General features: G+C 65.0%; 24 protein-coding genes and 1 pseudogene. 14 read left to right on the forward strand and 11 right to left on the reverse strand.

The annotated features are described in order from the left end of the window. Positions 1–142 precede the first annotated feature (142 nt). The 7 genes from ACVIGA_RS26480 (at position 143) to ACVIGA_RS26510 (ending at position 6,784) form a co-directional block, all read left to right on the forward strand. Complete coding sequence (locus ACVIGA_RS26480) at positions 143–1,132, forward strand: sulfate ABC transporter substrate-binding protein (RefSeq protein WP_456668573.1); 990 nt, start codon at positions 143–145, stop codon at positions 1,130–1,132. A 62-nt stretch (positions 1,133–1,194) separates the two neighbouring features. Continuing rightward, the gene (cysT, locus tag ACVIGA_RS26485) at positions 1,195–2,001 is read left to right on the forward strand and encodes a sulfate ABC transporter permease subunit CysT (protein ID WP_456670894.1); all 807 of its coding nucleotides are present in this window, start codon (positions 1,195–1,197) and stop codon (positions 1,999–2,001) included. A gap of 8 nt (positions 2,002–2,009) precedes the next feature. Continuing rightward, on the forward strand, positions 2,010–2,972 hold the full coding sequence (cysW, locus tag ACVIGA_RS26490; RefSeq protein ID WP_456668574.1) for a sulfate ABC transporter permease subunit CysW: 963 nt from the start codon (positions 2,010–2,012) through the stop codon (positions 2,970–2,972). Further along, a complete protein-coding gene (locus tag ACVIGA_RS26495; RefSeq protein WP_456668575.1) occupies positions 2,962–4,011 on the forward strand; it encodes a sulfate/molybdate ABC transporter ATP-binding protein in 1,050 nt (349 codons plus the stop codon). The genes cysW and ACVIGA_RS26495 overlap by 11 nt, the downstream gene beginning before the upstream one ends. Before the next feature lie 198 nt (positions 4,012–4,209). Then, a complete protein-coding gene (locus ACVIGA_RS26500) occupies positions 4,210–4,707 on the forward strand; it encodes a CAP domain-containing protein (RefSeq protein WP_076860877.1) in 498 nt (165 codons plus the stop codon). 106 nt (positions 4,708–4,813) lie between these two features. After that, positions 4,814–5,983 carry a DUF3734 domain-containing protein gene (locus ACVIGA_RS26505; RefSeq protein WP_456668576.1) on the forward strand — a complete coding sequence of 390 codons (1,170 nt, stop codon included), beginning with the start codon at positions 4,814–4,816 and terminating at the stop codon, positions 5,981–5,983. Positions 5,984–5,995: 12 nt separating this feature from the next. Next, complete coding sequence (locus ACVIGA_RS26510) at positions 5,996–6,784, forward strand: 3-hydroxybutyrate dehydrogenase (RefSeq protein WP_092118875.1); 789 nt, start codon at positions 5,996–5,998, stop codon at positions 6,782–6,784. A 115-nt stretch (positions 6,785–6,899) separates the two neighbouring features. Here the strand turns inward: ACVIGA_RS26510 and ACVIGA_RS26515 are convergent, their stop codons facing one another. Together ACVIGA_RS26515 and ACVIGA_RS26520 are read right to left on the reverse strand one after the other, a co-directional pair. Next, positions 6,900–8,291 carry an oligosaccharide flippase family protein gene (locus ACVIGA_RS26515; RefSeq protein ID WP_456668577.1) on the reverse strand — a complete coding sequence of 464 codons (1,392 nt, stop codon included), beginning with the start codon at positions 8,289–8,291 and terminating at the stop codon, positions 6,900–6,902. Positions 8,292–8,448: 157 nt separating this feature from the next. Continuing rightward, entirely contained in the window at positions 8,449–9,285 is an 837-nt protein-coding gene (locus ACVIGA_RS26520; protein WP_456668578.1) for a protein-disulfide reductase DsbD domain-containing protein, read from the reverse strand. Positions 9,286–9,421: 136 nt separating this feature from the next. Between ACVIGA_RS26520 and ACVIGA_RS26525 the strand changes: the two genes are divergently transcribed. Then, on the forward strand, positions 9,422–10,081 hold the full coding sequence (locus ACVIGA_RS26525; protein ID WP_375781266.1) for a YqgE/AlgH family protein: 660 nt from the start codon (positions 9,422–9,424) through the stop codon (positions 10,079–10,081). Positions 10,082–10,288: 207 nt separating this feature from the next. On the opposite strand, the gene ACVIGA_RS26530 is transcribed toward ACVIGA_RS26525, so the two are convergent. Both ACVIGA_RS26530 and ACVIGA_RS26535 read right to left on the reverse strand, forming a co-directional pair. Then, complete coding sequence (locus tag ACVIGA_RS26530) at positions 10,289–11,176, reverse strand: TauD/TfdA dioxygenase family protein (protein WP_456668579.1); 888 nt, start codon at positions 11,174–11,176, stop codon at positions 10,289–10,291. 107 nt (positions 11,177–11,283) lie between these two features. After that, complete coding sequence (locus ACVIGA_RS26535; RefSeq protein WP_223966639.1) at positions 11,284–12,063, reverse strand: SDR family NAD(P)-dependent oxidoreductase; 780 nt, start codon at positions 12,061–12,063, stop codon at positions 11,284–11,286. A gap of 189 nt (positions 12,064–12,252) precedes the next feature. On the opposite strand from ACVIGA_RS26535, the gene ACVIGA_RS26540 reads away from it, so the two are divergent. Both ACVIGA_RS26540 and ACVIGA_RS26545 read left to right on the forward strand, forming a co-directional pair. After that, positions 12,253–12,987: an SDR family NAD(P)-dependent oxidoreductase gene (locus tag ACVIGA_RS26540; protein WP_456668580.1), complete on the forward strand. Its 735-nt coding sequence runs from the start codon at positions 12,253–12,255 to the stop codon at positions 12,985–12,987. Between the two features lie 60 nt (positions 12,988–13,047). Next, complete coding sequence (locus ACVIGA_RS26545) at positions 13,048–13,428, forward strand: CsbD family protein (RefSeq protein WP_456668581.1); 381 nt, start codon at positions 13,048–13,050, stop codon at positions 13,426–13,428. 183 nt (positions 13,429–13,611) lie between these two features. On the opposite strand, the gene ACVIGA_RS26550 is transcribed toward ACVIGA_RS26545, so the two are convergent. The 3 genes from ACVIGA_RS26550 to ACVIGA_RS26560 all read right to left on the reverse strand — a co-directional run bounded on the left by ACVIGA_RS26550 (position 13,612) and on the right by ACVIGA_RS26560 (position 17,451). Beyond that, positions 13,612–15,354 carry an SGNH/GDSL hydrolase family protein gene (locus tag ACVIGA_RS26550; protein ID WP_456670895.1) on the reverse strand — a complete coding sequence of 581 codons (1,743 nt, stop codon included), beginning with the start codon at positions 15,352–15,354 and terminating at the stop codon, positions 13,612–13,614. Between the two features lie 167 nt (positions 15,355–15,521). Continuing rightward, positions 15,522–16,901 carry a lytic murein transglycosylase gene (locus tag ACVIGA_RS26555; RefSeq protein WP_456668582.1) on the reverse strand — a complete coding sequence of 460 codons (1,380 nt, stop codon included), beginning with the start codon at positions 16,899–16,901 and terminating at the stop codon, positions 15,522–15,524. 133 nt (positions 16,902–17,034) lie between these two features. After that, on the reverse strand, positions 17,035–17,451 hold the full coding sequence (locus ACVIGA_RS26560; RefSeq protein WP_456668583.1) for a MerR family transcriptional regulator: 417 nt from the start codon (positions 17,449–17,451) through the stop codon (positions 17,035–17,037). A 91-nt stretch (positions 17,452–17,542) separates the two neighbouring features. Between ACVIGA_RS26560 and ACVIGA_RS26565 the strand changes: the two are divergent. Together ACVIGA_RS26565 and galU are read left to right on the forward strand one after the other, a co-directional pair. Beyond that, positions 17,543–18,843, forward strand: a pseudogene (locus ACVIGA_RS26565) (NADH:flavin oxidoreductase/NADH oxidase family protein). Between the two features lie 150 nt (positions 18,844–18,993). Further along, positions 18,994–19,869 carry a UTP--glucose-1-phosphate uridylyltransferase GalU gene (gene galU / locus ACVIGA_RS26570; protein WP_223966652.1) on the forward strand — a complete coding sequence of 292 codons (876 nt, stop codon included), beginning with the start codon at positions 18,994–18,996 and terminating at the stop codon, positions 19,867–19,869. Positions 19,870–20,202: 333 nt separating this feature from the next. On the opposite strand, the gene ACVIGA_RS26575 is transcribed toward galU, so the two are convergent. After that, positions 20,203–21,159: a LysR substrate-binding domain-containing protein gene (locus tag ACVIGA_RS26575; RefSeq protein WP_223966654.1), complete on the reverse strand. Its 957-nt coding sequence runs from the start codon at positions 21,157–21,159 to the stop codon at positions 20,203–20,205. Between the two features lie 118 nt (positions 21,160–21,277). Here ACVIGA_RS26575 and katG point away from each other — a divergent pair, with 118 nt between their 5' ends. Continuing rightward, on the forward strand, positions 21,278–23,443 hold the full coding sequence (katG, locus tag ACVIGA_RS26580) for a catalase/peroxidase HPI (RefSeq protein ID WP_456668584.1): 2,166 nt from the start codon (positions 21,278–21,280) through the stop codon (positions 23,441–23,443). A 99-nt stretch (positions 23,444–23,542) separates the two neighbouring features. Here the strand turns inward: katG and ACVIGA_RS26585 are convergent, their stop codons facing one another. From ACVIGA_RS26585 to ACVIGA_RS26595, 3 genes are all read right to left on the reverse strand, one after another. After that, positions 23,543–23,743, reverse strand: a complete 201-nt coding sequence (locus ACVIGA_RS26585; RefSeq protein WP_223966658.1) for a hypothetical protein — start codon at positions 23,741–23,743, stop codon at positions 23,543–23,545. 251 nt (positions 23,744–23,994) lie between these two features. Further along, on the reverse strand, positions 23,995–25,017 hold the full coding sequence (locus ACVIGA_RS26590) for an aldo/keto reductase (RefSeq protein WP_456668585.1): 1,023 nt from the start codon (positions 25,015–25,017) through the stop codon (positions 23,995–23,997). 27 nt (positions 25,018–25,044) lie between these two features. Then, complete coding sequence (locus tag ACVIGA_RS26595) at positions 25,045–25,470, reverse strand: PaaI family thioesterase (protein ID WP_456668586.1); 426 nt, start codon at positions 25,468–25,470, stop codon at positions 25,045–25,047. Positions 25,471–25,562: 92 nt separating this feature from the next. Here ACVIGA_RS26595 and ACVIGA_RS26600 point away from each other — a divergent pair, with 92 nt between their 5' ends. Further along, positions 25,563–26,192: an NUDIX hydrolase gene (locus ACVIGA_RS26600; RefSeq protein WP_456668587.1), complete on the forward strand. Its 630-nt coding sequence runs from the start codon at positions 25,563–25,565 to the stop codon at positions 26,190–26,192. Positions 26,193–26,549 lie beyond the last annotated feature (357 nt).

Genomic DNA, 26,549 nt, shown 5'->3' on the forward strand with positions numbered 1-26,549 from the left:
CCTTCGCAGCGCGGCGGCTTCGTAGCACAAGCGCGCTGTGCTGCTGAAAACAAAGAAAACCGGTTTCGTTGACTTCAAGCCACTTCACCGTGAGTTATGTCTTGCGTGTTCCCTGACATTCTCAGGTTGAATGGAGACAGAAATGATCCGTCGTATGCTGCCGCTGGTCGCGGGATTGTTGTGGGCGAGCTCGGCCTTCGCAGCCGACTATTCGCTGCTCAACGTGTCCTACGATCCGACGCGCGAGCTCTATGTCGATTTCAACAAGGCGTTCGCCGCGGCCTATCAGAAGGAAACCGGCAAGAGCGTCGAGATCAAGCAGTCGCATGGCGGCTCGGGCTCGCAGGCGCGCTCGGTGATCGACGGATTGCAGGCCGACATCGTCACGCTGGCGCTGGCCTACGACATCGACGCGATCGCCGGCAAGGGCCTGCTCGCAGCGGACTGGCAGAAGCGGCTGCCGCTCAACGCCTCGCCCTATACCTCGACCATCGTGTTCCTGGTGCGCAAGGGCAATCCCAAGGGCATCAAGGACTGGGACGATCTGATCAAGCCCGGCGTCGCCGTGATCACGCCGAACCCGAAGACCTCGGGTGGTGCGCGCTGGAACTATCTCGCCGCCTGGGGCTACGCGCAGAAGAAGTTCGGATCAGTCGACAAGGCGAAGAAGTTCGTCGCCGACCTCTATCAGAACGTGCCGGTGCTCGACACCGGCGCGCGCGGCTCGACCGTGACCTTCGTCGAGCGCGGTGTCGGCGACGTGCTGCTCGCGTGGGAGAACGAAGCCTTCCTGGCGCTGCGCGAATTCGGTCCGGACAAGTTCGAGATCGTGGCCCCGGCGCAGTCGATCCTGGCCGAGCCGCCGGTCGCCGTCGTCGATACGGTTGCCGACAAGAAGGGCACCCGCGCCGTCGCCGAAGCCTATCTGAAGTACTGGTACACCAAGGAAGGCCAGGAGATCGCCGCGCGCAACTCCTACCGGCCGCGCGATCCAGAGATCGCCAAGGAGTACGAAAAATCCTTCGCCAAGGTTGAACTTTTCACCATCGACGACGTTTTTGGTGGTTGGACCAAGGCGCAGAAGGAGCACTTCGCCGAGGGCGGCATCTTCGATCAGATCTACAAGAACTGATCGACGTGTAGTCCGGTCGAACAGGGGGATATGTGAGCACAGCGGTTGCAAGGCGCAGTACCCTGCCGGGGTTCGGTCTCACCATGGGACTGACCCTGACATGGCTCTCCGTTATCATCCTGATTCCGCTGGCTGCGCTGTTCCTCAAGACGTTCGAGCTCAGCCTCGATCAGTTCTGGGCCATCGTCACCAGCCGTCGCACGCTGAACGCCCTGAAGATTTCGTTCGGGCTTTCGTTTGCGGCCGCCTGCGTCAATCTGGTGATGGGCACCATCATCGTCTGGGCGCTGGTGCGCTACCGCTTTCCGGGCCGGCGGCTGTTCGACGCCATCGTCGATATTCCGTTTGCCTTGCCTACCGCGGTCGCAGGCGTCGCGCTGACGCAGCTGTTCGCGCAGAAGGGCTGGCTCGGTGCGCCGCTCGCCGAACTCGGTATCAAGGTCGCGTTCACGCCGATCGGCATCTTCATCGCGATGGTCTTCATCGGCATTCCCTTCGTGGTGCGCACGGTGCAGCCGGTGCTGATCGATCTCGATCCCGAGATCGAGGAGGCGGCGGCGAGCTTGGGTGCCAATCGCTGGCACACGGTGTTTCGCGTCATCCTGCCGAGTTTGATTCCGGCGCTGCTCACCGGTTTTGCGCTGGCCTTTGCCCGCGCCATCGGTGAATACGGCTCGGTGATCTTCATCGCCGGCAATCTGCCCAACGTCTCCGAGATCGCGCCGCTCCTGATCGTGATCCGGCTGTCCGAATTCCGCTACGCCGATGCCACCGCGATCGCGGTGGTGATGCTGGTTGCCTCGTTCCTGATCATCTTCCTGATCAACCGGCTGCAGCGCTGGGCGCAAGCCCGCATTCCCGTGCATTGAGGTTCGAGATGTCGATGCAGACGGGATTGGCGACCTCGACCACGCAACTGCGGACCTACGCGCCTGCGACCGATGTCAGCGTTGCGGCGCCGGCGCCGCGGCTTGAGATCGCGCGCGCCGAGCCGGTCGCTGCGCGGCGCAACCCGCGCACCGAGCCGGGCCCGATCCGCCTCATCATCATCGCGCTGGCGATCGCCTTCCTTAGCATCTTCGTCGTGCTGCCGCTGGTCGTCGTGTTTGCGTCGGCCTTCTCGAAAGGCATCGTCGCCTATGTCGCGGCCCTGGCGGAGCCCGAGGCGCTCGCGGCGATCAAGCTGACGCTGCTGGTTGCCGCGATCTCGGTCACGCTCAACCTCGTGTTCGGCGTGGTCGCGGCCTGGGCGATCTCGAAATTCGAGTTTACCGGCAAGACCTTCCTGATCACGCTGATCGACCTGCCGTTCTCGGTCTCGCCCGTGATCTCGGGCCTGGTCTTCGTGCTGCTGTTCGGCGCGCAGGGCTATTTCGGAACATGGCTGCAGGCGCACAACGTCCACATCCTGTTTGCCGTGCCCGGCATCGCGCTGGCGACGATCTTCGTCACCTTCCCCTTCGTGGCGCGCGCGCTGATCCCGCTGATGCAGGAGCAGGGCACCCAGGAAGAGGAGGCGGCGATCTCGCTCGGCGCCTCCGGCCTGCAGACCTTCTTCCGCGTCACGCTGCCCAACATCAAATGGGGCCTGCTCTACGGCGTCCTGCTCTGCAACGCGCGTGCGATGGGCGAGTTCGGTGCGGTGTCCGTCGTCTCCGGCCATATCCGCGGCGAGACCAACACGATGCCGCTGCTGGTCGAGATTCTCTACAACGAATATCAGTTCGTCGCCTCGTTCGCGATCGCATCGCTGCTGGCGATGCTGGCGCTGATCACGCTGGTGGCGAAAACCGTTCTCGAGCGGCGGCTCGACGAGGCAGAGGTGCCCGATGGCGATTGAAGTCACGAATATCGTAAAGAAGTTCGGCAGCTTTGCCGCGCTCGACAATGTCGATCTCAAGGTCGCCGACGGCGAGCTCTTGGCGCTGCTCGGCCCGTCCGGCTCCGGTAAGACGACTCTGCTGCGGATCATCGCGGGGCTCGACTGGCCCGACTCGGGCGAGGTCGCGATCGACGGCGAGAACGCGCTGTCGCGCGGCGCCAGCGAGCGTCAGGTCGGCTTCGTGTTCCAGCACTATGCGCTGTTCCGCCACATGACGGTGTTCGAGAACGTCGCGTTCGGCCTGCGCGTGCAGCCGCGTGCGATCCGCAAGGACGAGGCGACGATCCGCGCTCGCGTCAAGAACCTGCTCGATCTGGTGCAGCTCGATTGGCTCGCCAACCGCTATCCGAGCCAATTGTCGGGCGGCCAGCGTCAGCGTATCGCGCTGGCGCGTGCGCTTGCGATCGAGCCGCGGATCCTGCTGCTCGACGAGCCGTTCGGCGCGCTCGATGCCAAGGTGCGCAAGGAGCTCCGGCAGTGGCTGCGCTCGCTGCACAACGAGATCCACGTCACCTCGATCTTCGTCACCCACGACCAGGAGGAGGCGCTCGAGGTCGCCAACCGCGTCGTAGTGATGGACAAGGGCAGGATCGAGCAGATCGGCTCGCCGGGCGAGGTCTATGACAATCCGGCGACCGCCTTCGTGCACGGCTTCATCGGCGAATCCATCGTGCTGCCGGTCGACGTGGCCGGCGACGCGGTCCGGCTCGACGGCCGTCCCCTGAACATTCCAGCGCTGGGCGCCGCTTCCGGCGCGGCCAAGCTGTTCGTCCGCCGTCACGACATGGCGGTCGGCCCGGCGGGAACCGGGGCGCTGGAAGGCGCCATCCGGCATGTCCGCTCGTTCGGTCCGATCCAGCGCGCCGAGGTGGCCCTCGCGGGGAGCGAGGGCAGGACCGTGATCGAGATAGACGCCCCCCGCGACCGCGAGCTGCAGGCCGGCGAAATCGTCTCGCTGCAGCCCCGCCGCTACCGGATCTTTGCCGCCCAGGAGTAGGGGCTACTAGGCCACAATCTCACCTGTCATTCCGGGGCGGTCCGCAGGACCGAGCCCGGAATCTCGAGATTCCGGGTTCGATGCTACCGCATCGCCCCGGAATGACGGTGTTTTGTATGGCCAAAAGTTAGCCCCCGTTCACCATTCAGCCACGGTTGGTATGCAACAACGGCGGGCCAACCTTGGGGGTTTTCAGTAGTGAAACGGACGACGGTCGCCCTGTTCGGGCTTCTGGTGCTTGCCGGCTGCGGCACAGACACCAAAATCCCGGAAGAACCGGCCATGTATCTCAACATGGCGCAGCCCGGTGCCGTGCTGGACAGCCAGGCGGCCGCTATCATGTTTTCGCAGTACCGCCAGAACAATGGTCTCGGCACCGTGGTGGTCGACCCGGACCTGACCAGGCTCGCCGAGCAGCAGTCGCAGGCGATGGCCGCCCGCAACAAGATGGACCATGACGTGAAGGCCCCGCTCGGCAAGCGGCTCGAGGCCGGCGGCTACCCGGCAACCGTCGCGGTCGAGAACATCTCGGCCGGCTATCACACGCTGGCGGAGGCATTTTCGGGCTGGCGCGATTCACCGCCGCACAAGGCCAATATGCTCAAGAGCGGTGTCACAAAAATGGGCATCGCAGCCGTCTATGCTCCGAATACCAAATACAAGGTGTTCTGGACGCTCATTTTGGCGGCAACCTGATCGCGATAAATTCCGCGTGATCTCCCCTCCATATCTCGTTGATTGACGCGGCTGCGAACAGCCGCCACGGTGCGCCCTCAAGTCATTTCGAACCGAACGGTTACGAATGGATACTTCGGATTCCGCGCCCGGCTCGACGCCGGCGCAAGCGCAGCGTGTGCTGGTTCTTCAGGGCGGCGGTGCGCTCGGCTCCTATCAGGCCGGCGCCTTCCAGGCGCTCTGTCATGCAGGCTTCGAGCCGGAATGGATCGCCGGCATCTCGATCGGTGCCATCAATGCTGCGATCATCGCCGGCAACGAGCCGGACAAGCGCGTGCCGCGGCTGAAGGAATTCTGGGAGATGGTGTCGGCGCCGGTGCCGTGGAATCCGGTCTCCAAGCATGAGCGCGCCCGTTCGCTGTTCAACGAGACCAGCGCCGCCATCATCGCGACCTTCGGCGTGCCCGGCTTCTTCACGCCGCGGATTCCGCCGGCGCCGCTGTGGCCGCCCGGCACTTCGCAATCGCTGAGCTATTACGACACCGCGCCGCTGAAGAAGACGCTGGAGCGGCTCGTTGATTTTGATCGCATCAACGATCTGAAGACGCGGCTGTCGGTCGGCGCGGTCGGCGTCACCTCGGGCAACTTCCGCTATTTCGACAATTACGAGTTCAAGAAGCTCGGCAAGAAGATCGGCCCCGAGCACATCATGGCTTCGGGCGCGCTGCCGCCGGGCTTTCCCGCCGTCGTGATCGAGGGCGAGCATTACTGGGACGGCGGCATCGCCTCCAACACCCCGCTCGACTTCGTGCTCGATGAGGAGACCAGCCGCGATCTCCTGATCTTCCAGGTCGACCTGTTCAGCGCGCGCGGGCCGTTGCCGGAGACGCTGCTGGAGGCCGCCGAGCGCGAAAAGGACATCCGCTTTTCCAGCCGGACGCGGATGAACACCGACAAGAACAAGCAGATCCACAATGCCCGCATGGCCGTGCGCGACCTGATCGGCAAGCTGCCCGACTACCTGAAGAACGATCCGTCGGTCGAACTGTTGCGCAAGGCGTCCAAGGAGAACACCGTCACGGTGGTTCACCTGATCTACAAGAGCAAGAACTACGAGAGCTCTTCGAAGGACTACGACTTCTCCCATGTTGCGATGGTCGAGCACTGGGGCGCGGGCGTCCGCGACGTGCATTTGTCGATGCGTCACAAAGAATGGCTAGAACGGCCGCAGTCCGGGGAAACCATGGTGACTTACGACCTCACGGGGGATGAACCCACACCCCCTGCAAGCAAATAGGAGCGAAGAACAATGGGTACGTTGACAGGCAAGACCGCCGTTGTGACCGGCTCGACCAGCGGCATCGGATTGGCTTATGCGCGCGCCTTCGCCGGCGCCGGCGCCAATATCGTGCTCAACGGCATGGGTGTGCCGGCCGACATCGAGAAGGAGCGTTCCGGCATCGAGACCGACTTCAAGGTCAAGGCGGCTTATTCGCCGGCCGACATGACCAAGCCGGCCGAGATCGCCGACATGATCGCGCTCGGTGAGAAGACCTTCGGCTCGGTCGACATCCTCGTCAACAATGCCGGCATCCAGTTCGTGTCGCCGATCGAGGAGTTCCCGCCGGAGAAGTGGGAAGCGATCATCGCGATCAATCTGTCGTCGGCGTTCTACGGCATCCGCGCCGCGGTGCCAGGCATGAAGAAGCGCGGCTGGGGCCGCATCATCAACACGGCTTCGGCGCACTCGCTGGTCGCCTCGCCGTTCAAGTCGGCCTATGTCTCGGCCAAGCACGGCATCGCCGGCCTCACCAAGACCGCGGCGCTCGAGCTCGCGCAATTCAAGATCACCTGCAACTGCATCAGCCCGGGTTATGTCTGGACGCCGCTGGTCGAGCACCAGATTCCGGAGACCATGAAGGCGCGCAACATGACCAAGGAGCAGGTCATCAAGGACGTGTTGCTCGCCGCCCAGCCGACCAAGGAGTTCGTCACCTCCGAGCAGGTCGCAGCACTCGCGCTGTTCCTGTGCGGCGACGACGCCGCGCAGATCACCGGCGCCAACCTCTCTATCGACGGCGGCTGGACTGCGGAGTAGTTTTCCGGCGGGATTTGTCATCCCAAGAAAAAGCCGGCCCTGATTGGATCAGGGCCGGCCTTTGTTTTCGATTGATGATCGCCGCCGGCGGTCAGGTATCCGGCCCGGCTCAATGCTATGTCGCCACCCGTCGCTTGCCGAACGCCAGCACGTGCAGCCCAAGCCGCGAGCGCACCACGACGAACAGCAGGATGGTCTCGAAGATCAGCGAGAGCGAGGTCGAGGCGGCCGCGCCCATGCCGCCATAGCGCGGCACCAGCGTCATGCAGAGCCCGACATTCATGAAGAACGACACCGCATAGGCGGTGGCGCAGATGCTCTGGTGGCCGAGCATGTTCAACAGCCGCTCCACCGGCCCGATCGCCGAGCGCACCACGAGCCCGATCGCGGCGACGAACATGATGCTGTAGCCGTCGACGAATTTCGGGCCGAACAGCCACAGCAGCGGCTTGCCGAAGGCGAGCAGGGCGATGGTCGCGAGCAGCGACGGCCAGAACGTCCAGCTGATCGCGTGCGCGACATAGGCCGACAGCCGCTCCTTGTCGCCGAGCGCGTTGTACTCGGCGAAGCGATGCGCCGTCGTTGCCGACATCGCGTAGTGGACGAACGACACCAGCGCCAGCGTCTTCACCACCGCGAAATAGATGCCGACCTCCTCGGAGGAGCGGAATTGCTGCAGCATCAGCACGTCGGTGTAGCCGAGCAAGAGATAGAAGCTCTCGACCAGCATGATCGGCAGCGAGATCGCAAACCAGCCCCTGACGTCGTAGGTCTTCGCGCCCGGCCCGAGATGGGCTTTGAGGCGGCGGTTCAGCACGATCATCTGGCCGATCGCCGCAATGTACACCGCTGCGGCACTCGCGATCATCGCGGCCGTCGCGCCGAGATTGAGGCCGAGCGCCAGCGCGCCGGCGGTCAGCGCGATGATCAGTCCCTGCCGCACGATGAATTGCGGCATCAGGCCGAGCTGCATCCAGTCATGCGCGCGCGAGATGCCGTCCTGGGTGTTGGCGACCACGAAGGGCGGCAATGTCAGGCAGCCGATATAGAGCGGCACCACCGCATTGGGGTCGATCCAGGGCGAGGCGAAGTGGATCACGCCGGCGAGCAGCAGCGCGACTGTGCTGGAGGCGGCAAGCACCACCCAGCGGCCGCCGGAGAGGAAGCCGCGCAGCGCGGCGAGGTCGCCGCGCGCGCGATATTCCGGAATGATCTTCTGCGAGGACGGCGCGATGCCGAAATCCATCGTGCTGCCGAGCAGCAGCACCCAGGTCCAGACATAGACATAGATGCCGTAGTCCGAGCCGCTCATCCAGCGCGCCAGCAGGATCTGCGCGAGATAGGCGATGGCGGCGCTGATGACGCGGATGACGAAGATCATGCCGGCGAGGCGCTTGGTGACCGACGCCTCCTTGGTCCCGCCGAGCAGGCGCGCGGTGAGGCCGCGGAGGCGTGCGGCCGGACCCGATGGCGCAGGAGTTGCGGGTTGTGCTTCCATCACAGCCAAGGCGGAAAATTCCTAAAGCGCCGCAAGGCGGCAATGGCCCCCGATCTATCAACGAAACGTTAAGATTGGGTCAGCGTCATTCCGGGGCATGCGAAGCATGAGCCCGGAATCTCGAGGTTCCGGGTTCGATGCATCGCCCCGGAACGACACTGCGCCGTCAGTTCAAATTGATATTGAATTCGTAGCTTTTGTCGCCGCCGACCAGCGTCAGCTTCAGCGCCGCGCCGTCCGCCTTGGCGCCCGGTGGCAAGCCGTCGAGCTCGAAAGAAAAGCGCTTCACGCCCGGCGGCGCGTGCTCGACGAGCTTGGGCACGGGCAGCGCCCAGTCGGGCGTCGGCCCCTCGACGAACAGGCTGAGGTCCCGGCTTTCGGGTGCGGTGACATCGACCAGCACGTTGTTGCCGTCGCGCTTGACGTCGCGGATCGTGAACGGGGTGGGGTCGCCGATATTGGCGGGCTTCGGCACGGCGTTGAGCGCTTCCGACAGCGCGGCGTCCTCGGTCGAGGCGACGCTGGCGAACGCAAGCTCGGCCTTCGCCTCCACCGGCACGCAAAGCTTTTCGCACACCGCGTAGTTGATGTCGGCGCGCAGCACCAGCGGCTTGTCGGGATTCTTCGCGACGATGCGCAGCGGCAGCACCACCTGGTGCTTGTAGCCGAGCGAGGTACCTCCGGCGCCGTCGTCGAACTGGCGCGGCGCCGGCCACATCACCGTGACCGCATCGACATTGTCCGATTTGGAGAAATCGAACCGCGGCGGCACACCGGAATCGCCTGGCGTGCGCCAGTAGGTTTTCCAGCCGTCCTGCAACTGGAAGGCGATGCCGCCGAGCAGCACCGCGCCGCTGCGCGATCCCGCCAGCAGCCTGACCGCCGAATGCGTGTCCTGCTGCCACGGCGAGGCGTCGTCGGCGCGAACCTCCGTTGCCACGGATGCGACGGAAAACATGGCGGCGACGGCAAATGCGGCACGCATGGGAACTGTGACGATCATGAGACGTCTTTACCTGCAACTTTCGTTGCAAACCATTGAATTGCTTGTGATGCATCGCCGCACTGCGGCCGAAGGTTGATTGACAGAACCGCGACCCAATATCAGGATGCCAAATCAGCAGGAAAGGCCTTTGCGGATGCGCCCTGAAGGCAAAACAGGCAAGACTCGCAAGACCGCCGCCGGCAGAAGCCCGGCCGTCGGTCCCCATGCCACCGAAGATGGCTATCTCGATGGCCAGATGCTGATTGCGATGCCTGTGATGAACGACCCGCGCTTCGAACGCTCCGTGATCTACATGTGCGCGCATTCCTCCGAGGGCGCGATGGGCATCATCGTCAACCGCCCGGCCGGCAGCATCGATTTCCCGGGGCTGCTGGTGCAACTCGACATCATCGAGAAGTCGGACCAGATCCAGCTGCCCGAAAATGCCGAGATGATGAAGGTGATGAAGGGCGGCCCGGTCGATACCGGCCGCGGCTTCGTTCTGCACTCCAGCGACTTCTACATTCAGGATGCGACGCTGAACATCGACGACGGCATCTCGCTCACCGCGACCGTCGACATCCTCAAGGCGATCGCCAAGGGCTCAGGCCCCAAGCACGCGATCCTCGCGCTGGGTTATGCCGGCTGGGCGCCGGGCCAGCTCGAGAACGAGATCCAGCACAATGGCTGGCTGCATTGCGACGCCGATCCGGAACTGATCTTCGGCACCGATGTGGACGAGAAATACGCGCGCGCCCTGCGCAAGATCGGCATCGAGGCCGGCATGCTGTCGAACGACGCCGGGCACGCGTAGGTCCGCTTAAGCAGCGACGGTCTCAATACATTCACGGTGTCGTCCCGGCGAAGGCCGGGACCCATAACCACAGGACGCAGTGTGGCGCCGCGCTGGGGCCGCAGCGTCGCGCGACGACGGTGCCCTGTGGTTATGGGTCCCGGGTCGGGCTTCGCTTGCCCGGGACGACTGCTGTGGGGTTGGCCACGACAGCTATTGTTGTGCCCGCTACTCCGCCGCCTCCTGCGCCACCGTCGGCTGGGTGCCGGCCACCGTGGCGCGGCGCATGTCGCGGGGCTGCGACTGGTCGTAGCGGCGCACGCGGTGCACGGTCTGGCGGTTGTCCCACATCACGAGGTCATGCACCGTCCATTTGTGCACATAGACGAATTCCGGCTGCGTGGTGTGCTCGGTCAGGTCGCGCAGCAGCAGCCGCGCCTCCGGCATGCTCATGCCCCTGATGGCGCCGGCATGCGACGACAGATACAGCGACTTGCGGCCGTGCACCGGATGGGTGCGCACCAGCCGCTGCAGCACCGGCTTGAACATCTCCTTCTCCTCGGCGGTGTAGTCGAGGAAGCCGAGTGAGCCGCGCGAATACATCAGCGAGTGCTCGCAGATCATGTCGTCGATCTCGGCCTTGGTCTCGTCGTCGAGCGCGTCATAGGCAGCGCGCATGTCGGCGAACTCGGTGTTGCCGCCCTTCGGGTTGACGACGCGCGCCGACAGCAGCGAGAATTTCGCCGGGATCGGCCGGAACGAACTGTCGGAGTGCCACAGGCAGTTGCCGAGATTGAACAGATGGGTGCGATGATCCTTCGGCAGCGGCTTGCCGTCCTTGCCGAGATTGGAGACATCGTTGAGCCCGGAGGAGAGGCGGTAGTCTTCCTTCTTGGTCACCGTGCCGCCGCGCGCGTTCTCGCGCTCGCCGAAGTTCAGCGCGAATGCCATCTGCTGCTCGTCTGAGATGTCCTGGCCGTGGAAGACGAGCACGGCGTATTTGTCCATGCCGGCCTCGATGTCGATCGCTTCCTGCTTCGTCAGCGGCTTGCGCAGATCGACGCCGGAGACCTCGCCGACGAAATGCTTGTGAAGCTGCCGGATCAGGACCGTCATTGGCGTATCTCCCCGTATCTCGCGGGCGGTTGTCCCGCTTCGTTTGGCGAGAAAGCTACTCCCGACGCGCGCGCTGTCAACGCTTCGCGGCTACGGCGATGCGCGGGTCAGGCATTCCGCGCCATCAACCCGCCGTCGACAGGAATCACTGCACCGGTCAGGAACGATGCGGCGGGCAGGCACAGGCTGAGCGTCATGTGCGCGACCTCTTCCGGATCGCCGTAACGCGCAAGCGCGGTGCGGCGCTTGGCGTAGATCGTCTTGTGCTCCTCGGAGATGCGGTCGGTGATGGCGGTGCGGATCGGGCCCGGGCAGATGCAGTTCACGGTGATCCCTTCGCGCCCCAGTTCCACCGCGAGCGAGCGGGTCAGGCTGGTGACGCCGCCCTTTGCCGCGGAGTAGGGGCTGTGCATCCCGGTCGCGCCGAGTGCTTCGGTCGAGGCGATGTTGACGATGCGCGGCGATCGCGACTTGCGCAGGTAGGGCAGTGCGGCGCGGATGATGCGCGGATGCGCCGTCAGCATCACCGCGATGCCCTTGGCCCAGGCGTCCTCGTAACCGGGATCGTCGATCGCCACGCGCACCGAGATGCCGGCATTGTTGACGATGATGTCGAGCCCGCCGAAATGCGCGGCGACATCGTTGACGACCCTGGTGATGGCATCGCGATCGCTGACGTCGAGCGTCCAGGCCTTTGCCGAGCCACCGCTTGCCGCGATCTCCTTCGCTACCGCTTGCGTGCCTTCTTCGGTCAGGTCAGTGACAGCGACATTGGCGCCTTCATCGGCGAACACGCGCGCGGTGGCGCGGCCCATGCCGCTGGCGGCGCCGGTGACGAGAACGGTGAGGCCCTTCACCGAGCGGCTGAGCTGTTTGAATTCGGACACGACGGACCTCCCGTTGATTTTTTTGTGGTGCGAGGCGCCAACGCTGGCACCGATCCGCAAAGACGTCAAACCACCGACCCGATATCGGCACGCGCGCAGCGCGTTAACGCAAGTTCTGCGCGGGCTTTTGCGTTGGCTTTTCGAAAGGGATCATGCTCAATCAAGAAAACAACACGGGAGAGGAACGCGATGAACGAGCTCGATTTCGGCGGCAAGCAGGTACTGGTGGTCGGCGGCTCCAGCGGCATCGGCAACGGCATCGCGCAGGCGTTCCGCGCCAAGGGCGCGCACGTTGCCGTGTACGGCACCCGCGCGCAGGCGAGCGACTATTCCGCGGAGGAAGGCTCGCATCTCGAAGGCCTTGCCTATGCGCAGCTCGATGTCAGCAATGCGCAGGCGATCGAAAGCCTGACGCCGTCGTTCGATCGGCTCGACGTGCTGGTACTGGCGCAGGGCGCGGTGATTTACCGCCGCGGGGAATTCCAGATGGAAGGGTTCCGCAAGGTGATGGAAGTCAATCTGATGAGCCTGATGGCCTGCGCCACCAAATTCCACGCGATGCTGAGTGCCGCCAAGGGCTCGCTGATCATCGTGAGCTCGACCGCGGCTTACCATTCCACCATGGGTAATCCGGCTTACAACGCCTCGAAGACCGGCGCGGTCGGTCTGACCCGCACGCTCGGCGAGGCCTGGGCGGAGAACGGCATCCGCGTCAACGGCATCGCGCCAGGCCTCGTCGACACCAAGATGACCAAGGCGACGACGGCGAATCCGAAGCGGCTCGAAGGCGCGCTCGAGCGCATTCCGCTGAAGCGCCTCGGCACGCCCGCCGACATGGCCGGCGCCGCGCTGTTCCTGGCCTCGCCGCTCGCCTCCTATGTCGTCGGCCAGACCATCATTGTCGATGGCGGACTCATTCTTTAACTCCAGGAACTTGTGCGAGGTTCGGCGGTTGGCTTCCAGACATTTCAGGGAGTCGTTGTGATGGACAAGGATCGGATTATCGGTACGGCGAAGGAGTTCGCAGGCAAGGCCGAAGGCGCAGTCGGCGATGTGGCTGGTGATGCGCGCACCCAGGCGTCAGGCCGCGCGCGTGAAGCCACAGGCGCAGTGCAGGATCTCTACGGCCAGGCCAAGGATGCCGCGCGTGACGCCGCCGACACCGCGGTCAACTATGCCAAGGATACTTTCAAGGATGCTTATGAGAATCGCGGCGAGACCGTTCGCAGCGGACAGAAGGCGATGGCGCAAACGGTGCGGGACAATCCGCTCGGATCGCTCTTGATCGCGGGCGGCATCGGCTTTGCGCTGGCGCTCTTGATGACGCGCCAGCCGCGCCGTCCGCCGCTGCGCTGGCGCTATTAATTACGGTCGACATCATCTCGCTCACCGTCATTGCGAGGAGCGAAGCGACGAAGCAATCCATCCGTCCGCGTGTGCGGATCGATGGATTGCTTCGCGGAGCCTGTCATAGGGCGCACGTTCGCGCGACCCGTTGGCTCGCAATGACGTGGATCTAGCTTCAATTCGATGAGAAGGCGCGCGCGCCTACTGCCAGGGATTCCCCGGCACTGCGGCACGCTGTCCGACATTGCGCGGCGGCCGCGGCGGCGGTGCGACCAGCGGGCGCTGCTGCTGCGGCGCGCCGAATCCGAAGATGTCACGCAGCCAGGGCTGCGTCTGTGGCTGCTGTTGCGGCTGGGCCTGGGCCGGACGGAACACACGCTTTGGCGGCTTCGGCGCGGTGATGATCGAGCCGTCGGGCGCGATCGCCGTGGTCGAGGGCGGCGGATTCGCAGGCCCGCTTGCCGGTGCGGCCGGCGTGGTCGCGGCGACCGGCACGTCGCCCTTGGCCTGCTCGCGCCCCATCTCGCGGCGCGGCCAGGCGAAATCATCGGCGCGGCCGGCCGGTGGCGCCAGGGCCTCGCCCTTCACCAGCGTGCGTGCGGCGAGCGCGTCGACCGCGGCGGGCCGCGATCCGGGGCCGCCGAGCAACTGATCGGTCCCGACCGTGGAGGCGACCAGCGGCAGCACGGGGCCTGCCAGCGGCCGCGGCGGGGGCTTGCCGGGCTCGGTGCTGGTCTCGGGCGTTGCCGGTTCGCTCGGCAGCGCGATCGGGCCGGTGCGCACCGCGAGCAAGCGGGTCACCTCGCGCTCGACATAGTGTGCGAGCTTGCGCGCGCCGGCCTTGGTGAAGAACACGCCGTCGTCGGAACGCAGCTTGCGCGGCTGGCCTTCGAAGTCCGGGCCCTTCGGCATGAAGCGGCCGGCCTCGTCGACAAAGCCGTCCCAGACGTCGACATAGGTGATGCCGGCCTTGCCGGCACCGTCGCGATAGAGCGCGTCGAGGAACAGCATGTCCGACGTGCCCTTCTGGCCGCGGATCGCGGGCAGGCCGACCCACAGCACCGGCACGCCCTTGCTCTTCAGCACGTTGATCAGCTCCTCGATCTTCTTGCCGTAGAGCTCGACCCAGCGGTCGTCGCGGAAGTCATAAAGGCCGTTGGGCGAGCGCGCGGTCTTTTCCGGCGCGGCCTGCGAGTCGGTGTCGGCGTCGTCGGCCGGCAACTCGGCATCGGCCGGCTTGCTGTCGGTCTTGGCATCAGCCTTGCCGTCAGTCTTGCCATCGGTCTTGGCGGCGGGATCGGGCTTGTCGCCCGGCTTTGCGTCCGGCTTGCCGCGCGCGTCCTTCTTCTCGTCCTTCTTGTCGACCTTCTTCTCCGCGACCGGTTCGCGGATCGAGGTGCGGTCGTTGAGGCCGAGCATCACGACGATGGCGTCGGGGTTCTCGGTGGCGAGAATGCCCTTGGCGGCCGCAGCCCAATCCGCCGGGTCGCCCTTGGGCTGATAGCGGATCAGGCCGGAGACCGTCTTGTGCTTGCGGATCACGCCCATGTCGGGCTGGTCGGAATAGGCGTCTTCCAGGCCGTAGGCGAGCCAGTCGGCCATGGCGTCGCCGATCACCAGCACGTTGCGCTCGGCCGCGGCTTCGCGCTTGGCCGGCGGCGGAGCGCGCGAGAAATCCTCGCGTGGCCGCTGCGGCTGTGATGATTGCGGCTGCTGCTGGAATGGCGCGAAGAAATCGCCCCCGAACCAGCCGCCACCGCCGCCGCCATGCTGCGGCGGAGCGCGGCGCTGCGGTTGCGGCGGTCCGCCACCGAAGCCGGGGAAGCCGAAGAACTGCGCCGAGGCGGGCTCGGCAATGCCGATCAACAGCGCAAGCGCCACCGTCAGCGCGACCAGCGGACCGGCTTCGGTGAATAGGCGCAGGAAGGATTTCGGCTTCGCCATCGAGTTCGTCGCAATGATCAGGAAGTACGTGAGCATATTAGCGGAATCGGGCCGCAAGCGGGCAGCTTTTCCACCATAAATCGGGTGCCCCCGGCCGCCGTCAAGGCAGGCGGCAAATATCGGATTTCACGGTTACTTTCGGGCGGGATCCGCCGAAACTCGCCCCGCTACCGCCCGCGCAGCCGCTCCAGCACCTCTGATGTGGCAAAGCCGTCGGCCGGTGCGCCGATCGAGACCTGGAAGCCGCGCAGCGCCTCGCGGGTCTGGCCGCCGAACTGGCCATCGGGCGTGCCCTTGTAGAAGCCGCGCTGGGCGAGCAGCTGCTGCAGTTCCAGCCGTTCGGCGCGGGACAGCACTCGTTCCTGGCGCGGCCAGGGCTGCACGAAGGGCTGGCCGCCGCGCAGGCGATCGGCGAAATGGCCGATGGCGAGCGCATAGGCCTCGGCCGGGTTGTATTTCATGATCACCCGGAAATTCTGCAGCATCAGGAAGCCCGGACCCTCGGCGCCCGCCGGCGCCAGCAGATAGGCCTTGTCGGACGGCCGCGGGAACGGCTGGCCGCCCGGCCGCTTGACGCCGAGCTGCTCCCACTGCGACAGCGGCATCGCCTTGGCGCGATCGGCCAGCATGTAGTTCAGGCCTTGCGGCAGCACCACCTCGTAGCCCCAGCTCGCGCCGGTCTGCCAGCCGTCCTTCTTCAGATTGTTGGCGGTGGAGGCGATCAGGTCGCTCGGATCGTCGACGACGTCGCGGCGGCCGTCGCCATCGCCGTCGACGGCGTAGCGCTTGAACGCGGTCGGCATGAACTGGGTCGGGCCGAAGGCGCCGGCCCAGGAGCCGCGCATCTGTTCGGGCTTGAGATCGCCACGGTTGAGAATTTCCAGCGCCGACAGGAACTCGTCCTTGAAATAGGCCTGGCGCCGGCCGATGCAGGCGAGCGTCGCGGTCGACTGCACCACGCTGCGGTCGCCCATCTGGGTCGAGTAGTTCGACTCGATGCCCCAGATCGCTGCGATGATGTAGCGATCGACGCCATAGGCCTTCTCGGTCGCGTCGAACTGCGACTTGTATTTCGCAAGGGTCTCGCGGCCCTTGGCGAGCCTGGCGTCGCTCACAAGGATATCGAGATAGTCCCAGATCGCCTTGGTGAATTCCGGCTGCGAATCCAGGAGATCCATGATGCGCAGGTCGGGCGTGAGGCCCGCGGTGAAGCGCTCGAAGTTCTGCTGGGTGATGTTGCGCCGTGCCGCATCCGGCCACATCCCCGCGACGCAGTTCGGGAAGTCGGATGCGGCCTGGCGGATCGCGGCGGCTGTCATCAAGGGATGGCCGGAGGCGCCGTCTTCCCCGCTCCAGGGCGGCGCCGCACCATCCTGTCCGGTTGCCGCCTGCGGCGGTGTCGCGGCGTTCGGGGAGAAGATACTGTCGATCAGGTTGGTCAGGCCGTTGCCGGCCGATTGCGCTTGCGTCGCACCCGGCAGCAGCAGGGCCAGCGCGATCAGGCTCGCGCTGCAAAGCCTGGTCCTTGGTGTTCCGGTCGCGCGCATGTGTCGTGTGCCTGTCAAAATCGTGCCGCCTCAGAAGGCCCCGTCACGGTTTCCAATAGCTTAACAAAGGGCAGCATTTGGGGCGTGACGAAATCGCGCGACAGTTTGGGCCGGGACAAATTGTCCGGTGTCGTCAATCGGCTTTCGAGTCCCTGAGACCAGCCAAGACGGCTTCGGCGTTCTCAAAGCAGTCACCGCCCGGCGGCGTGGCTTCGATCCGGGCGATCACGGCCTCCAGCCCGGCCTGGGTTTCAGCCAGTCGATGCCGCAAGGCGGCAACCTCGACCACCTTGGTCTTGAGCGCGGCCACCAGCGTGTCGCGGCTCCAGTCTCCCTTGCCGTGTGGCGGCAGCAGATTCCGGATCTCGTCGAGCGAAAATCCGGCCTGCTGGGCCATCACGATGATTTCGAGGACCTGCCTGGTTCCGTGCGAATACTGCCGATAGCCATTCAGGCCGCGATCGATCGATCCGATCAGGCCCTCTCGCTCATAGAAGCGGATGCGCGACGGCGCGAGGCCGGACTCTCGAGCCAGTTCCCCGATCTTCACGGCGGTGCTTCTTGTTGCGGCTTGACCTTAAAGTTTACTTTAAGGTTAAGGTACGCGCAGATCAACAAGGAACTCGATAAGGAACCTGTTCATGTCGCCGTTCGAATCGCTCACGTTGCCCAACGGGACCAGCGTTCCCAACCGCATCGCCAAGGCGGCGATGGAGGAGAACATGGCTGACGCCGGGCATCTCCCGTCGGCCGAACTGCTGCGCCTCTATCAGGCCTGGGCCGACGGCGGCGCCGGCCTCATCATAACAGGCAATGTCATGATCGATCGCCGCGCCATGACCGGCCCGGGCGTCGTCGTGCTGGAGGACGGCACGCCGCTTGAAGCGTTCCGAAACTGGGCGCGGATCGGCCGGGCCAGGGGCGCGCAGATCTGGCTGCAGCTCAGCCATCCGGGCCGGCAGATGATGAAGAACATGGGCCAGCAGACTTGGGCGCCATCGGCGGTGGCGCTTGATCTCGGCAAGCATTCGAGCCTGTTTGCGATGCCCAAAGCGATGACCGAGCATGACATCGACGAGGTGATCGCGCGCTTCGTCGCGGCCGCGAAGCTCGCAGAGCAGGCCGGCTTCTCCGGCGTGCAGATCCATGCCGCGCATGGCTATCTGATCAGCCAGTTCCTGTCGCCCTTGAGCAACCGGCGCACCGACCGCTGGGGCGGCTCGCTGCAAAACCGAGCACGACTGTTGATCGAAACCGTCAAGGCCGTCCGCGCCGCGGTGTCGCCGGGCTTCTCGATCGCGGTCAAACTGAACTCGGCCGATTTCCAGCGCGGCGGCTTCGATGCAGCCGATGCGAAGACCGTCGTCGAGATGCTGAACGAACTGCCGGTGGATCTGGTGGAACTGTCGGCGGCAGCTACGAGGCGCCAGCGATGCAAGGCGATGCGCGCGACGGCCGCACGCTGGCGCGCGAGGCCTATTTCCTGGACTTCGCGCGCGAGATCGCAGAAGTCGCCAGGATGCCGGTCATGGTCACCGGCGGCATTCGCCGCATCGGCATCGTGCAACAGGTGCTCGACAGCGGCGTCGCCATTGCGGGTATCGCAACCGCGATTGCGATCAGGCCGGACTTGGTAAATGCGTGGCGCCGCGGCGAGGATCTGCGGCCAGAAGTCGCGCCGATCCGCTGGAAGAGCAAGCCGATGGCGTCGCTTGCCGCCATGGCGGTTGTGAAATTCCAGCTGCGGCGGTTGAGCCGGGGCCGCACGGCCAATCCGAACGTTTCGCCGTTGAAGGCGTTGGTTCTCGCCCAGTTGCGCACCGCGTCGCTCACCCGCAAATATCGCCGCTGGATCGTGTCATCTGCCAACGCGACGGCTGTGTCTCTCGGCACGTCAGCGCCGTCACGCGCCAACGTGCGGGCGGTCGGGATGCCTCGGTAGGCGGCCATTCAGTTCGGAAATACTCGGATGGACAAGGCGGATTGGTGCGCATCACACATCCGCCTTTGTTCTCGGCTGCAAAACGGGTACCAAGGAGCGATTAGATTCCGCGCCGCCGTCCCACCCGATTTCAAGGCCTCCGATAATCCCATGAAGATCCGCAAAGCCGTATTTCCCGTCGCCGGTCTCGGCACCCGCGTGCTGCCTGCCACCAAGGCAATGCCGAAGGAGATGCTGACGATCGTCGACAAGCCGCTGATCCAGTACGTGGTCGATGAGGCCCGCGAGGCCGGCATCGAGCACTTCGTGTTCGTCACCGGCCGCAACAAGGGCGTCATCGAGGATCACTTCGACCGCATGTTCGAGCTCGACACCACGCTCGCGCAACGCGGCAAGAAGACCGAGCAGGACATTCTGGCGCAGAACCAGCCGGAAGCCGGCGCGATGAGCTTCACCCGGCAGCAATCGCCGCTCGGGCTCGGCCACGCGGTGTGGTGTGCGCGCGACATCGTCGGCAACGAGCCGTTCGCGGTGGTGCTGCCGGACGAGCTGGTGCTGAACACGCCGGGCTGCCTGAAGCAGATGATCGATGCCGCCAACAAGCTCGGCGAGAAGTCGAACGTGATCGCGGTCGAGGCGGTGCCCGACGAGCTGACCCATCAATACGGCATCTGCGGCGTCGGAAAACGCACCGGCAACATCTTCGAGGTCGACGGCATGGTCGAGAAGCCGCCGCAGGGCACCGCGCCGTCCAACCTGTCGATCACCGGCCGCTACATCCTGCAGCCGGAGATATTCAACATCCTGGCCACGCAGGAGCGCGGCGCCGGCGGCGAGATCCAGCTCACCGACGCCATGATCGGCCTCGCGAGGACGCAGAAGTTCTACGGCGTCGAGTTCGAGGGCGAGCGCCACGATTGCGGCTCCAAGCCCGGCTTCCTCCGCGCCAACATCGCCTTCGGCCTCAAGCGCCCCGAACTGCGCGACGGCCTGATCGCCGAGATGAAGAAATATCTGGAGAAGTAAGGGCGCTGCCTCATCTCGTCATTCCGGGGCGCGCGAAGCGAGAGCCCGGAATCCATTCCACCACCTGTTCTGTAGCTTGATGGATTCCGGGCTCGCGCCAATAGGCGCGCCCCGGAATGACGGAGAGGGACGCGACAAACAAGATGTCGTCCCGGCGAAGGCCGGGACCCATAACCACCGAAGTTCATTGTTGCGCGATGTCGGAACGACGAGTCCCGATCACGACGTCTGCCGCGGCGTATGGGTCCCGGCCTGCGCCGGGACGACGGTTGTGGTTGCGGCGGGACGCGTGCGCTAAACGCGGAATGCAGTCCTTCTTCGCCACCGAACCAATCACGCCACCTTGCGCCGCCCCGCGCGCTTCGTGTCCTTCGCCCCATCCGCCTTCGGCGCACGCAACTCCCGAGCAGCGAGCGAGACCACTTCGGCGATCTGCTGTAGCTGCGCGGCGAGTGGGCTGGTCTTGCGCCAGACCATGCCGATGGTGCGCGAGGGCTGCGGGTTCTTGAAGCGCGAGACCGTGACGGGCGCCGAGCGCGTCTCCACCGTCACCGCCATCTCGGGGATTAAGGTGACGCCGATGCCGGCGCCGACCATCTGCACCAATGTCGACAGCGAGCTCGCATCCAGCACCTCGCGTGGCGGCGAGGACGATTGCATGTTGCAGAACGACAGCGCCTGGTCGCGGAAGCAATGGCCTTCCTCGAGCAGCAACAGCCGCATCTCGCGCAGCATCTCGGCGCTCGGCACCGGCGTCTTGGCATCCTCACCCGGCCGCACCAGCAGGAAATTCTCGGAGAACAGCGCGACCTCGGTCAGCGACGGTTCATGCACCGGCAGCGCCACGATCGCGGTGTCGAGCCGGCCCTCGGCAACTGCCTTGATCAGCTTCGGCGTCAGCGTCTCGCGGACATGGATGTCGAGCTCGGGATGCAGCCGCGCCAGCGTCTCGATCACCCGCGGCAGCAGATATGGCGCAATGGTCGGGATCATGCCGACGCGCAGGCGGCCGGCAAGCTTGTCGCGCGAGGCGCGTGCAAAGTCGCCGAGCTCGTCGACCGAGCGCAGGATGTCGCGCACGCGATGCAGCAGATCTTCGCCGAAGGTCGTCAGGGTGACCTGTCGGGCATTGCGTTCGATCAGCACGCCGCCGACCGCCCGTTCCAGCTCGCGGATCTGCATCGACAGCGCCGGCTGCGACACCGCGCAGGCATCCGCGGCGCGCCCGAAATGCCCGTGCTGGGCCAGCGCATCGAAATACCTCAGTTGCCGGAGTGTGACATTTATCATCAGATTATCTTATCGGCGCGATCACTAAAGTCAATTTCACCTGATGGATTGGGGCGCGTAGAATCGTTCTTGGAAGAGCTCCAGCGCATTCCAGAATCCATCACCTCGGAGAAGAAACATGGACGCAAAAACCGACGACGGCGCGGGCAAATGCCCATTCACGGGCGGGCCCCGCGGGCACGCGAATCGCGACTGGTGGCCGGAGACGCTCGACGTTCAGGTGCTGCATCACAATTCCAACCTGTCCGATCCGATGGGCAAGGGCTTCGACTACGCCAAGGAATTCAAGTCGCTCGATCTCAACGCCGTGATCAAGGACCTCACGGCCCTGATGACGACGTCGCAGGAATGGTGGCCGGCCGACTTCGGCCACTACGGCGGTCTGATGATCCGCATGGCCTGGCACTCGGCGGGTACCTATCGCATCACCGACGGCCGCGGCGGCGCCGGTGCCGGTCAGCAGCGTTTCGCCCCGCTCAACAGCTGGCCCGATAACGCCAACCTCGACAAGGCGCGCCGGCTGCTGTGGCCGATCAAGCAGAAATACGGCCGCAAGATCTCCTGGGCCGACCTGATGGTCCTCGCCGGCAACGTCGCGCTGGAATCGATGGGCTTCAAGACGTTCGGCTTCGCCGGTGGCCGCGCCGACGTGTGGGAGCCGGAAGAACTGTACTGGGGTCCGGAAGGCACCTGGCTCGGCGACGAGCGCTACAGCGGCGAGCGTCAGCTCTCCGAACCGCTCGGCGCGGTTCAGATGGGCCTGATCTACGTCAACCCGGAAGGCCCGAACGGCAATCCGGACCCAGTTGCTGCTGCCAAGGACATCCGCGAGACGTTCTTCCGCATGGCGATGAACGACGAGGAGACGGTTGCGCTGATCGCCGGTGGTCACACCTTCGGCAAGACCCACGGTGCGGGCGACCCGTCGCTGATCGGGCCGGAGCCGGAAGGCGGCGCGATCGAGGAACAGGGCTTGGGGTGGAAGAGCAAGCACGGTACCGGCGTCGGCGCTGACGCGATCACCGGCGGTCCCGAGGTCACCTGGACCCAGACCCCGACCAAGTGGAGCAACCACTTCTTCGAGAACCTGTTCAAGTACGAATGGGAGCTGACGAAGAGCCCCGCAGGTGCGAAGCAGTGGAAGGCGAAAGGCGCGGCGGCAGATATTCCGGACGCGTTCGATCCGTCGAAGAAGCATGTGCCGACCATGTTGACCACCGACCTGTCGCTGCGTTTCGATCCGGCCTACGAGAAGATCTCGCGCCGGTTCTATGAGCATCCGGATCAGTTCGCGGACGCCTTCGCCCGCGCCTGGTTCAAGCTCACGCACCGCGACATGGGTCCGATCGTGCGCTACCTCGGCCCGCTGGTGCCGAAGGAGACGCTGATCTGGCAGGACCCGGTGCCGGCGCTCGATCACGCCGTGATCGACGACAAGGATATCGAGGCGCTCAAGGCGAAGATAACAGCCTCGGGTCTTTCGGTGTCCGAACTGGTGTCGACCGCGTGGGCCTCGGCCTCCACTTTCCGCGGCTCCGACAAGCGCGGCGGCGCCAACGGTGCGCGCATCCGCCTTGCTCCGCAGAAGGACTGGGATGTCAACGAACCGGCCCAGCTCAAGGGTGTGCTGGCCAAGCTCGAAGCCATCCAGAAGGAGTTCGGCAAGAAGGTCTCGCTGGCCGATCTCATCGTGCTCGGCGGCGCGGCTGCGATCGAGAAGGCGGCGAAGGACGGCGGTACCAATGTGAAGGTCCCCTTCACGCCGGGCCGCACCGATGCGACGCAGGATCAGACCGACGTCGAATCGTTCGCTCCGCTCGAGCCGCGGGCTGACGGCTTCCGCAACTACATCAGAGGCAAGCATCAGTTCCTGCAGCCCGAAGAGGCATTGGTCGACCGTGCGCAGCTCCTGCGGCTGACCGGACCGGAATTGACGGTCCTAGTCGGCGGCCTGCGCGTGCTCGGCGCCAACGCCAAGAAGTCGAAGCATGGCGTCCTCACCGGCAAGCCGGGGACGCTGACCAACGACTTCTTCCTCAACCTGCTCGACATGGGCACGGTGTGGAGCGATGCCGGCCAGGGCGTCTATGAGGGCCGCGACCGCAAGACAAAGGCGGTGAAGTGGACCGGCACCCGCGCCGACCTGATCTTCGGCTCACACTCGCAGCTGCGCGCGTTTGCCGAGGTCTATGGCTCGTCGGATGCCAAGGAGCAGTTCGTGAACGACTTCGTCGCGGCCTGGGCCAAGGTGATGAACGCCGATCGCTTCGACCTCGTGAAGTAAGCGGCCGGTAAGTCACGGCAATCAGGGCAGGGCGGCGCTTCGGCGCCGCCCTGTTTTCATTTCGGGGACGCCATTGAGATAAGGCTTTCCGCGCCTTGCTCAGTCGTGCAGCTTCATGTCCCGGATCATCTCCTCGAACTCTGCCTGCGTCGGAATCGCCGGCGGCGATTGCGGGGCGTTGCTCATCACGACGGGAGCATCGCACTGCGAGGCTCCGCGCGAAGGCTCGAAGATCGCGGTCAGGCTCGCCCAGCACACCAGGAGAGCCACGATCCAGTCCAGTACGTTGGATGCCGTCATGGCAGCACCGGTATCAACGTTGTCATGGCCTGATGCTGCAGCCGCCGCGGACATTCCGCAATTCGGAAGGTACGAAACGTAACTTCGGCAAAACCGAGCGACTTGTCCGTACCGAGCGAATGCAAGACTCCATCATTGCGAGCGAAGCGAAGCAATCCATCCTGCCGCTTGCGGAGACGTGGATTGCTTCGTCGCTATCGCTCCTCGCAATGACGGCGGAAAAGATTGAACGCAGCCCTGATGTACGGTTGTTATTCCAGTGGCCGTTCAGTCCGTGCCCGGCGCCCCTCGATCGGATAGGCGGGATCGTTGAAGCCCGGCGTCGAGGGATGGCCGGCGACGACGAGGCGGTTGATCAGGGCTTCGTCCTCGGAGGTGAAGCGATAATCGAGCGCACGGATGTAGTCGTCCCATTGCGCTTCGGTGCGTGGGCCCGCGATGACCGCGCTGACGAACGACGAGTTCAGCACCCAGGACACCGCGAACTGCCCGGCGGTGACGCCGCGGCTCTCGGCGTGGCGCTTGATCTCCTGCGCGAGCTGCAGCGATTCCGGCCGCCACTCGGTCTGCATCATGCGCTTGTCGTTGCGGCCGGCGCGGGTGTCGGCGGGCGGCGCGGCATCGGGTGCGTATTTGCCGGTCAGCACGCCGCGTGCCAGCGGGCTATAGGGCACGATGCCGAGGCCGTAATAGGCGCAGGCCGGGAAATGCTCGACCTCCGGCATCCGGTTCATTGCATTGTAATAGGGCTGGCTCGCGACGGGACGGTCGATGCCGAGCCGGTCGCAGATGTTGCAGATCTCGGCGACGCGCCAGGCGCGGTAGTTGGAGACGCCGAAATAGCGCACCTTGCCGGCGCGGATCAGGTCGCCCATCGCGCGCACCGTCTCGTCGAGCGGCGTGGTGTGGTCTTCCTTGTGCAGATAGTAGACGTCGATGTAGTCGGTGCCGAGCCGCCTCAAACTCTCGTCGGCGGCCTGCAACACCCAGCGCCGCGACAGCCCGCCATGGTTCGGATCGTCGCCGATCGGGTTGGCGAGTTTGGTCGCAAGCACCCAGTTCGACCTGTTATTCGAGATCGCGCGTCCGACGACCTCCTCGGACTTGCCGCCATTATAGGCGTCGGCGCTGTCGATGAAGTTGATGCCGGCCTCGCGCGCCTTCGCCACGATCCGCGACGAGGTCGCCTCATCGGTCGGTCCGCCGAACATCATGGTGCCGAGGCAGATCGGCGAAACCTTCAGGCCGCTGCGGCCGAGCTGGCGATATTGCATCGGGCACTTCCTCCAGAATGACGGGGATCAACTCTCGTTCTTCAGGATCTTGAACACGCCGTTGGCCATCGCGACACAGCGCTTGTCGACGGTCACCTCGGCGGTGATGAAGATCAGGCTGCGAGTCGAGCGTACCACACGGGGACGTGTGGTCAGGATCTCGCCGATCTTGCCGGCCTCGATGAAATGGGTGTCGAGCTGCACCGTCGCAAGCGTCGGCTTGCCCGAGACGAAGCGTGCGGCCATACCGCAGGCGCGGTCGGCGAAGGTCATGATCACGCCGCCTTGCACCAGGCCTCGGCGATTGTGGTGCTTGTCCTCGGTGATCAGCGCGAGCTCGAGCGCGCCGTCCTTCAACCGCTCCCACAATGGGCCGATCAGCGTCAGGAAACCCGTGGTGTCGGCGATCTTCCAGCCGTCGGATTTGAGTTTGTCCGCGGCCTTGGCCGTCATGAGGAGGGATCCCTTGCTTGCAGATGATTGATCGCAGGAGGCATGTCGTTCCGCTCATTTCATCAAACGCTGTTGTGTTGTAGTCAAGCTCAATGGCCCGCACATTTGACGATGCCACCCGGCGGAATATCGCAGAGCTCTGTGCCGCATTCGCGCGCCTGGCGCCGGCGGATGCCGCGCCGACGCTGAAGCGCGCGGCGGTCGCGATCGCACTGACCGAAGGCGACGACGGCAGCGGCACCGCCTTCCTGCTGACCCGCCGCAGCGCGCGCTTGCGCGCCCACAGCGCGCAATGGGCGCTGCCGGGCGGGCGCTGCGATGCCGGCGAGACACAATCCCAGGCCGCGCTGCGCGAACTGCACGAGGAGCTCGGGCTGGCGCTGTCCGAGCGCGACGTGCTCGGCATGCTCGATGACTATCCGACGCGCTCCGGCTATCTGATCACGCCGGTCGTGGTCTGGGCCGGTGCGGATGCGGCGATCACGCCGAACCCGGACGAGGTCGCTTCGGTCCACCGCATCGGTCTCGACGCGGTCGAGCGAGAAGATGCATTCAGCTTCGTCACGATCCCCGAGAGCGCGCGGCGCGTGATCCGCTTCCGGCTCGGCGGCCAGCAGATTCATGCGCCGACCGCCGCGCTGATCTATCAGTTCCGTGAGGTGCTCGCCGGCCGCAACACCCGCGTCGCTGATCTCGAGCAGCCGGTGTTCGCATGGAAGTAGGCCGCAACGATGCGGCTATTTGTGACGCCGCTTGCGGGCGTTCATCTTCATTACCTTGCCTTGTGTAACAGGCGAATGCGCGGCCCTCTCGGGTTCCGGCGGCGCTCGCGACACATTCTCGTAACACGAGAGCCGTGAACGGGTATCCGGAAACGACCCGCAATCCGGACGCTCGGCGCGCGCAGGTGCGGCGAGCGTCAAAGTGCCGGCGGCGGCGAGCCAGAGTGCCATCCTCATCGCAATCTCCAAGGCGTTCCCGGGAAGCACATTCTTCGGAGAACACCGCATTGTGGCGAAAATTCTGGACTTGATCGCGGCATCCGGCCGCTTTCGCTCCGGACATTTCCGGGCTGACTT

It is taken from the genome of Bradyrhizobium sp. USDA 3240 (assembly GCF_054063295.1).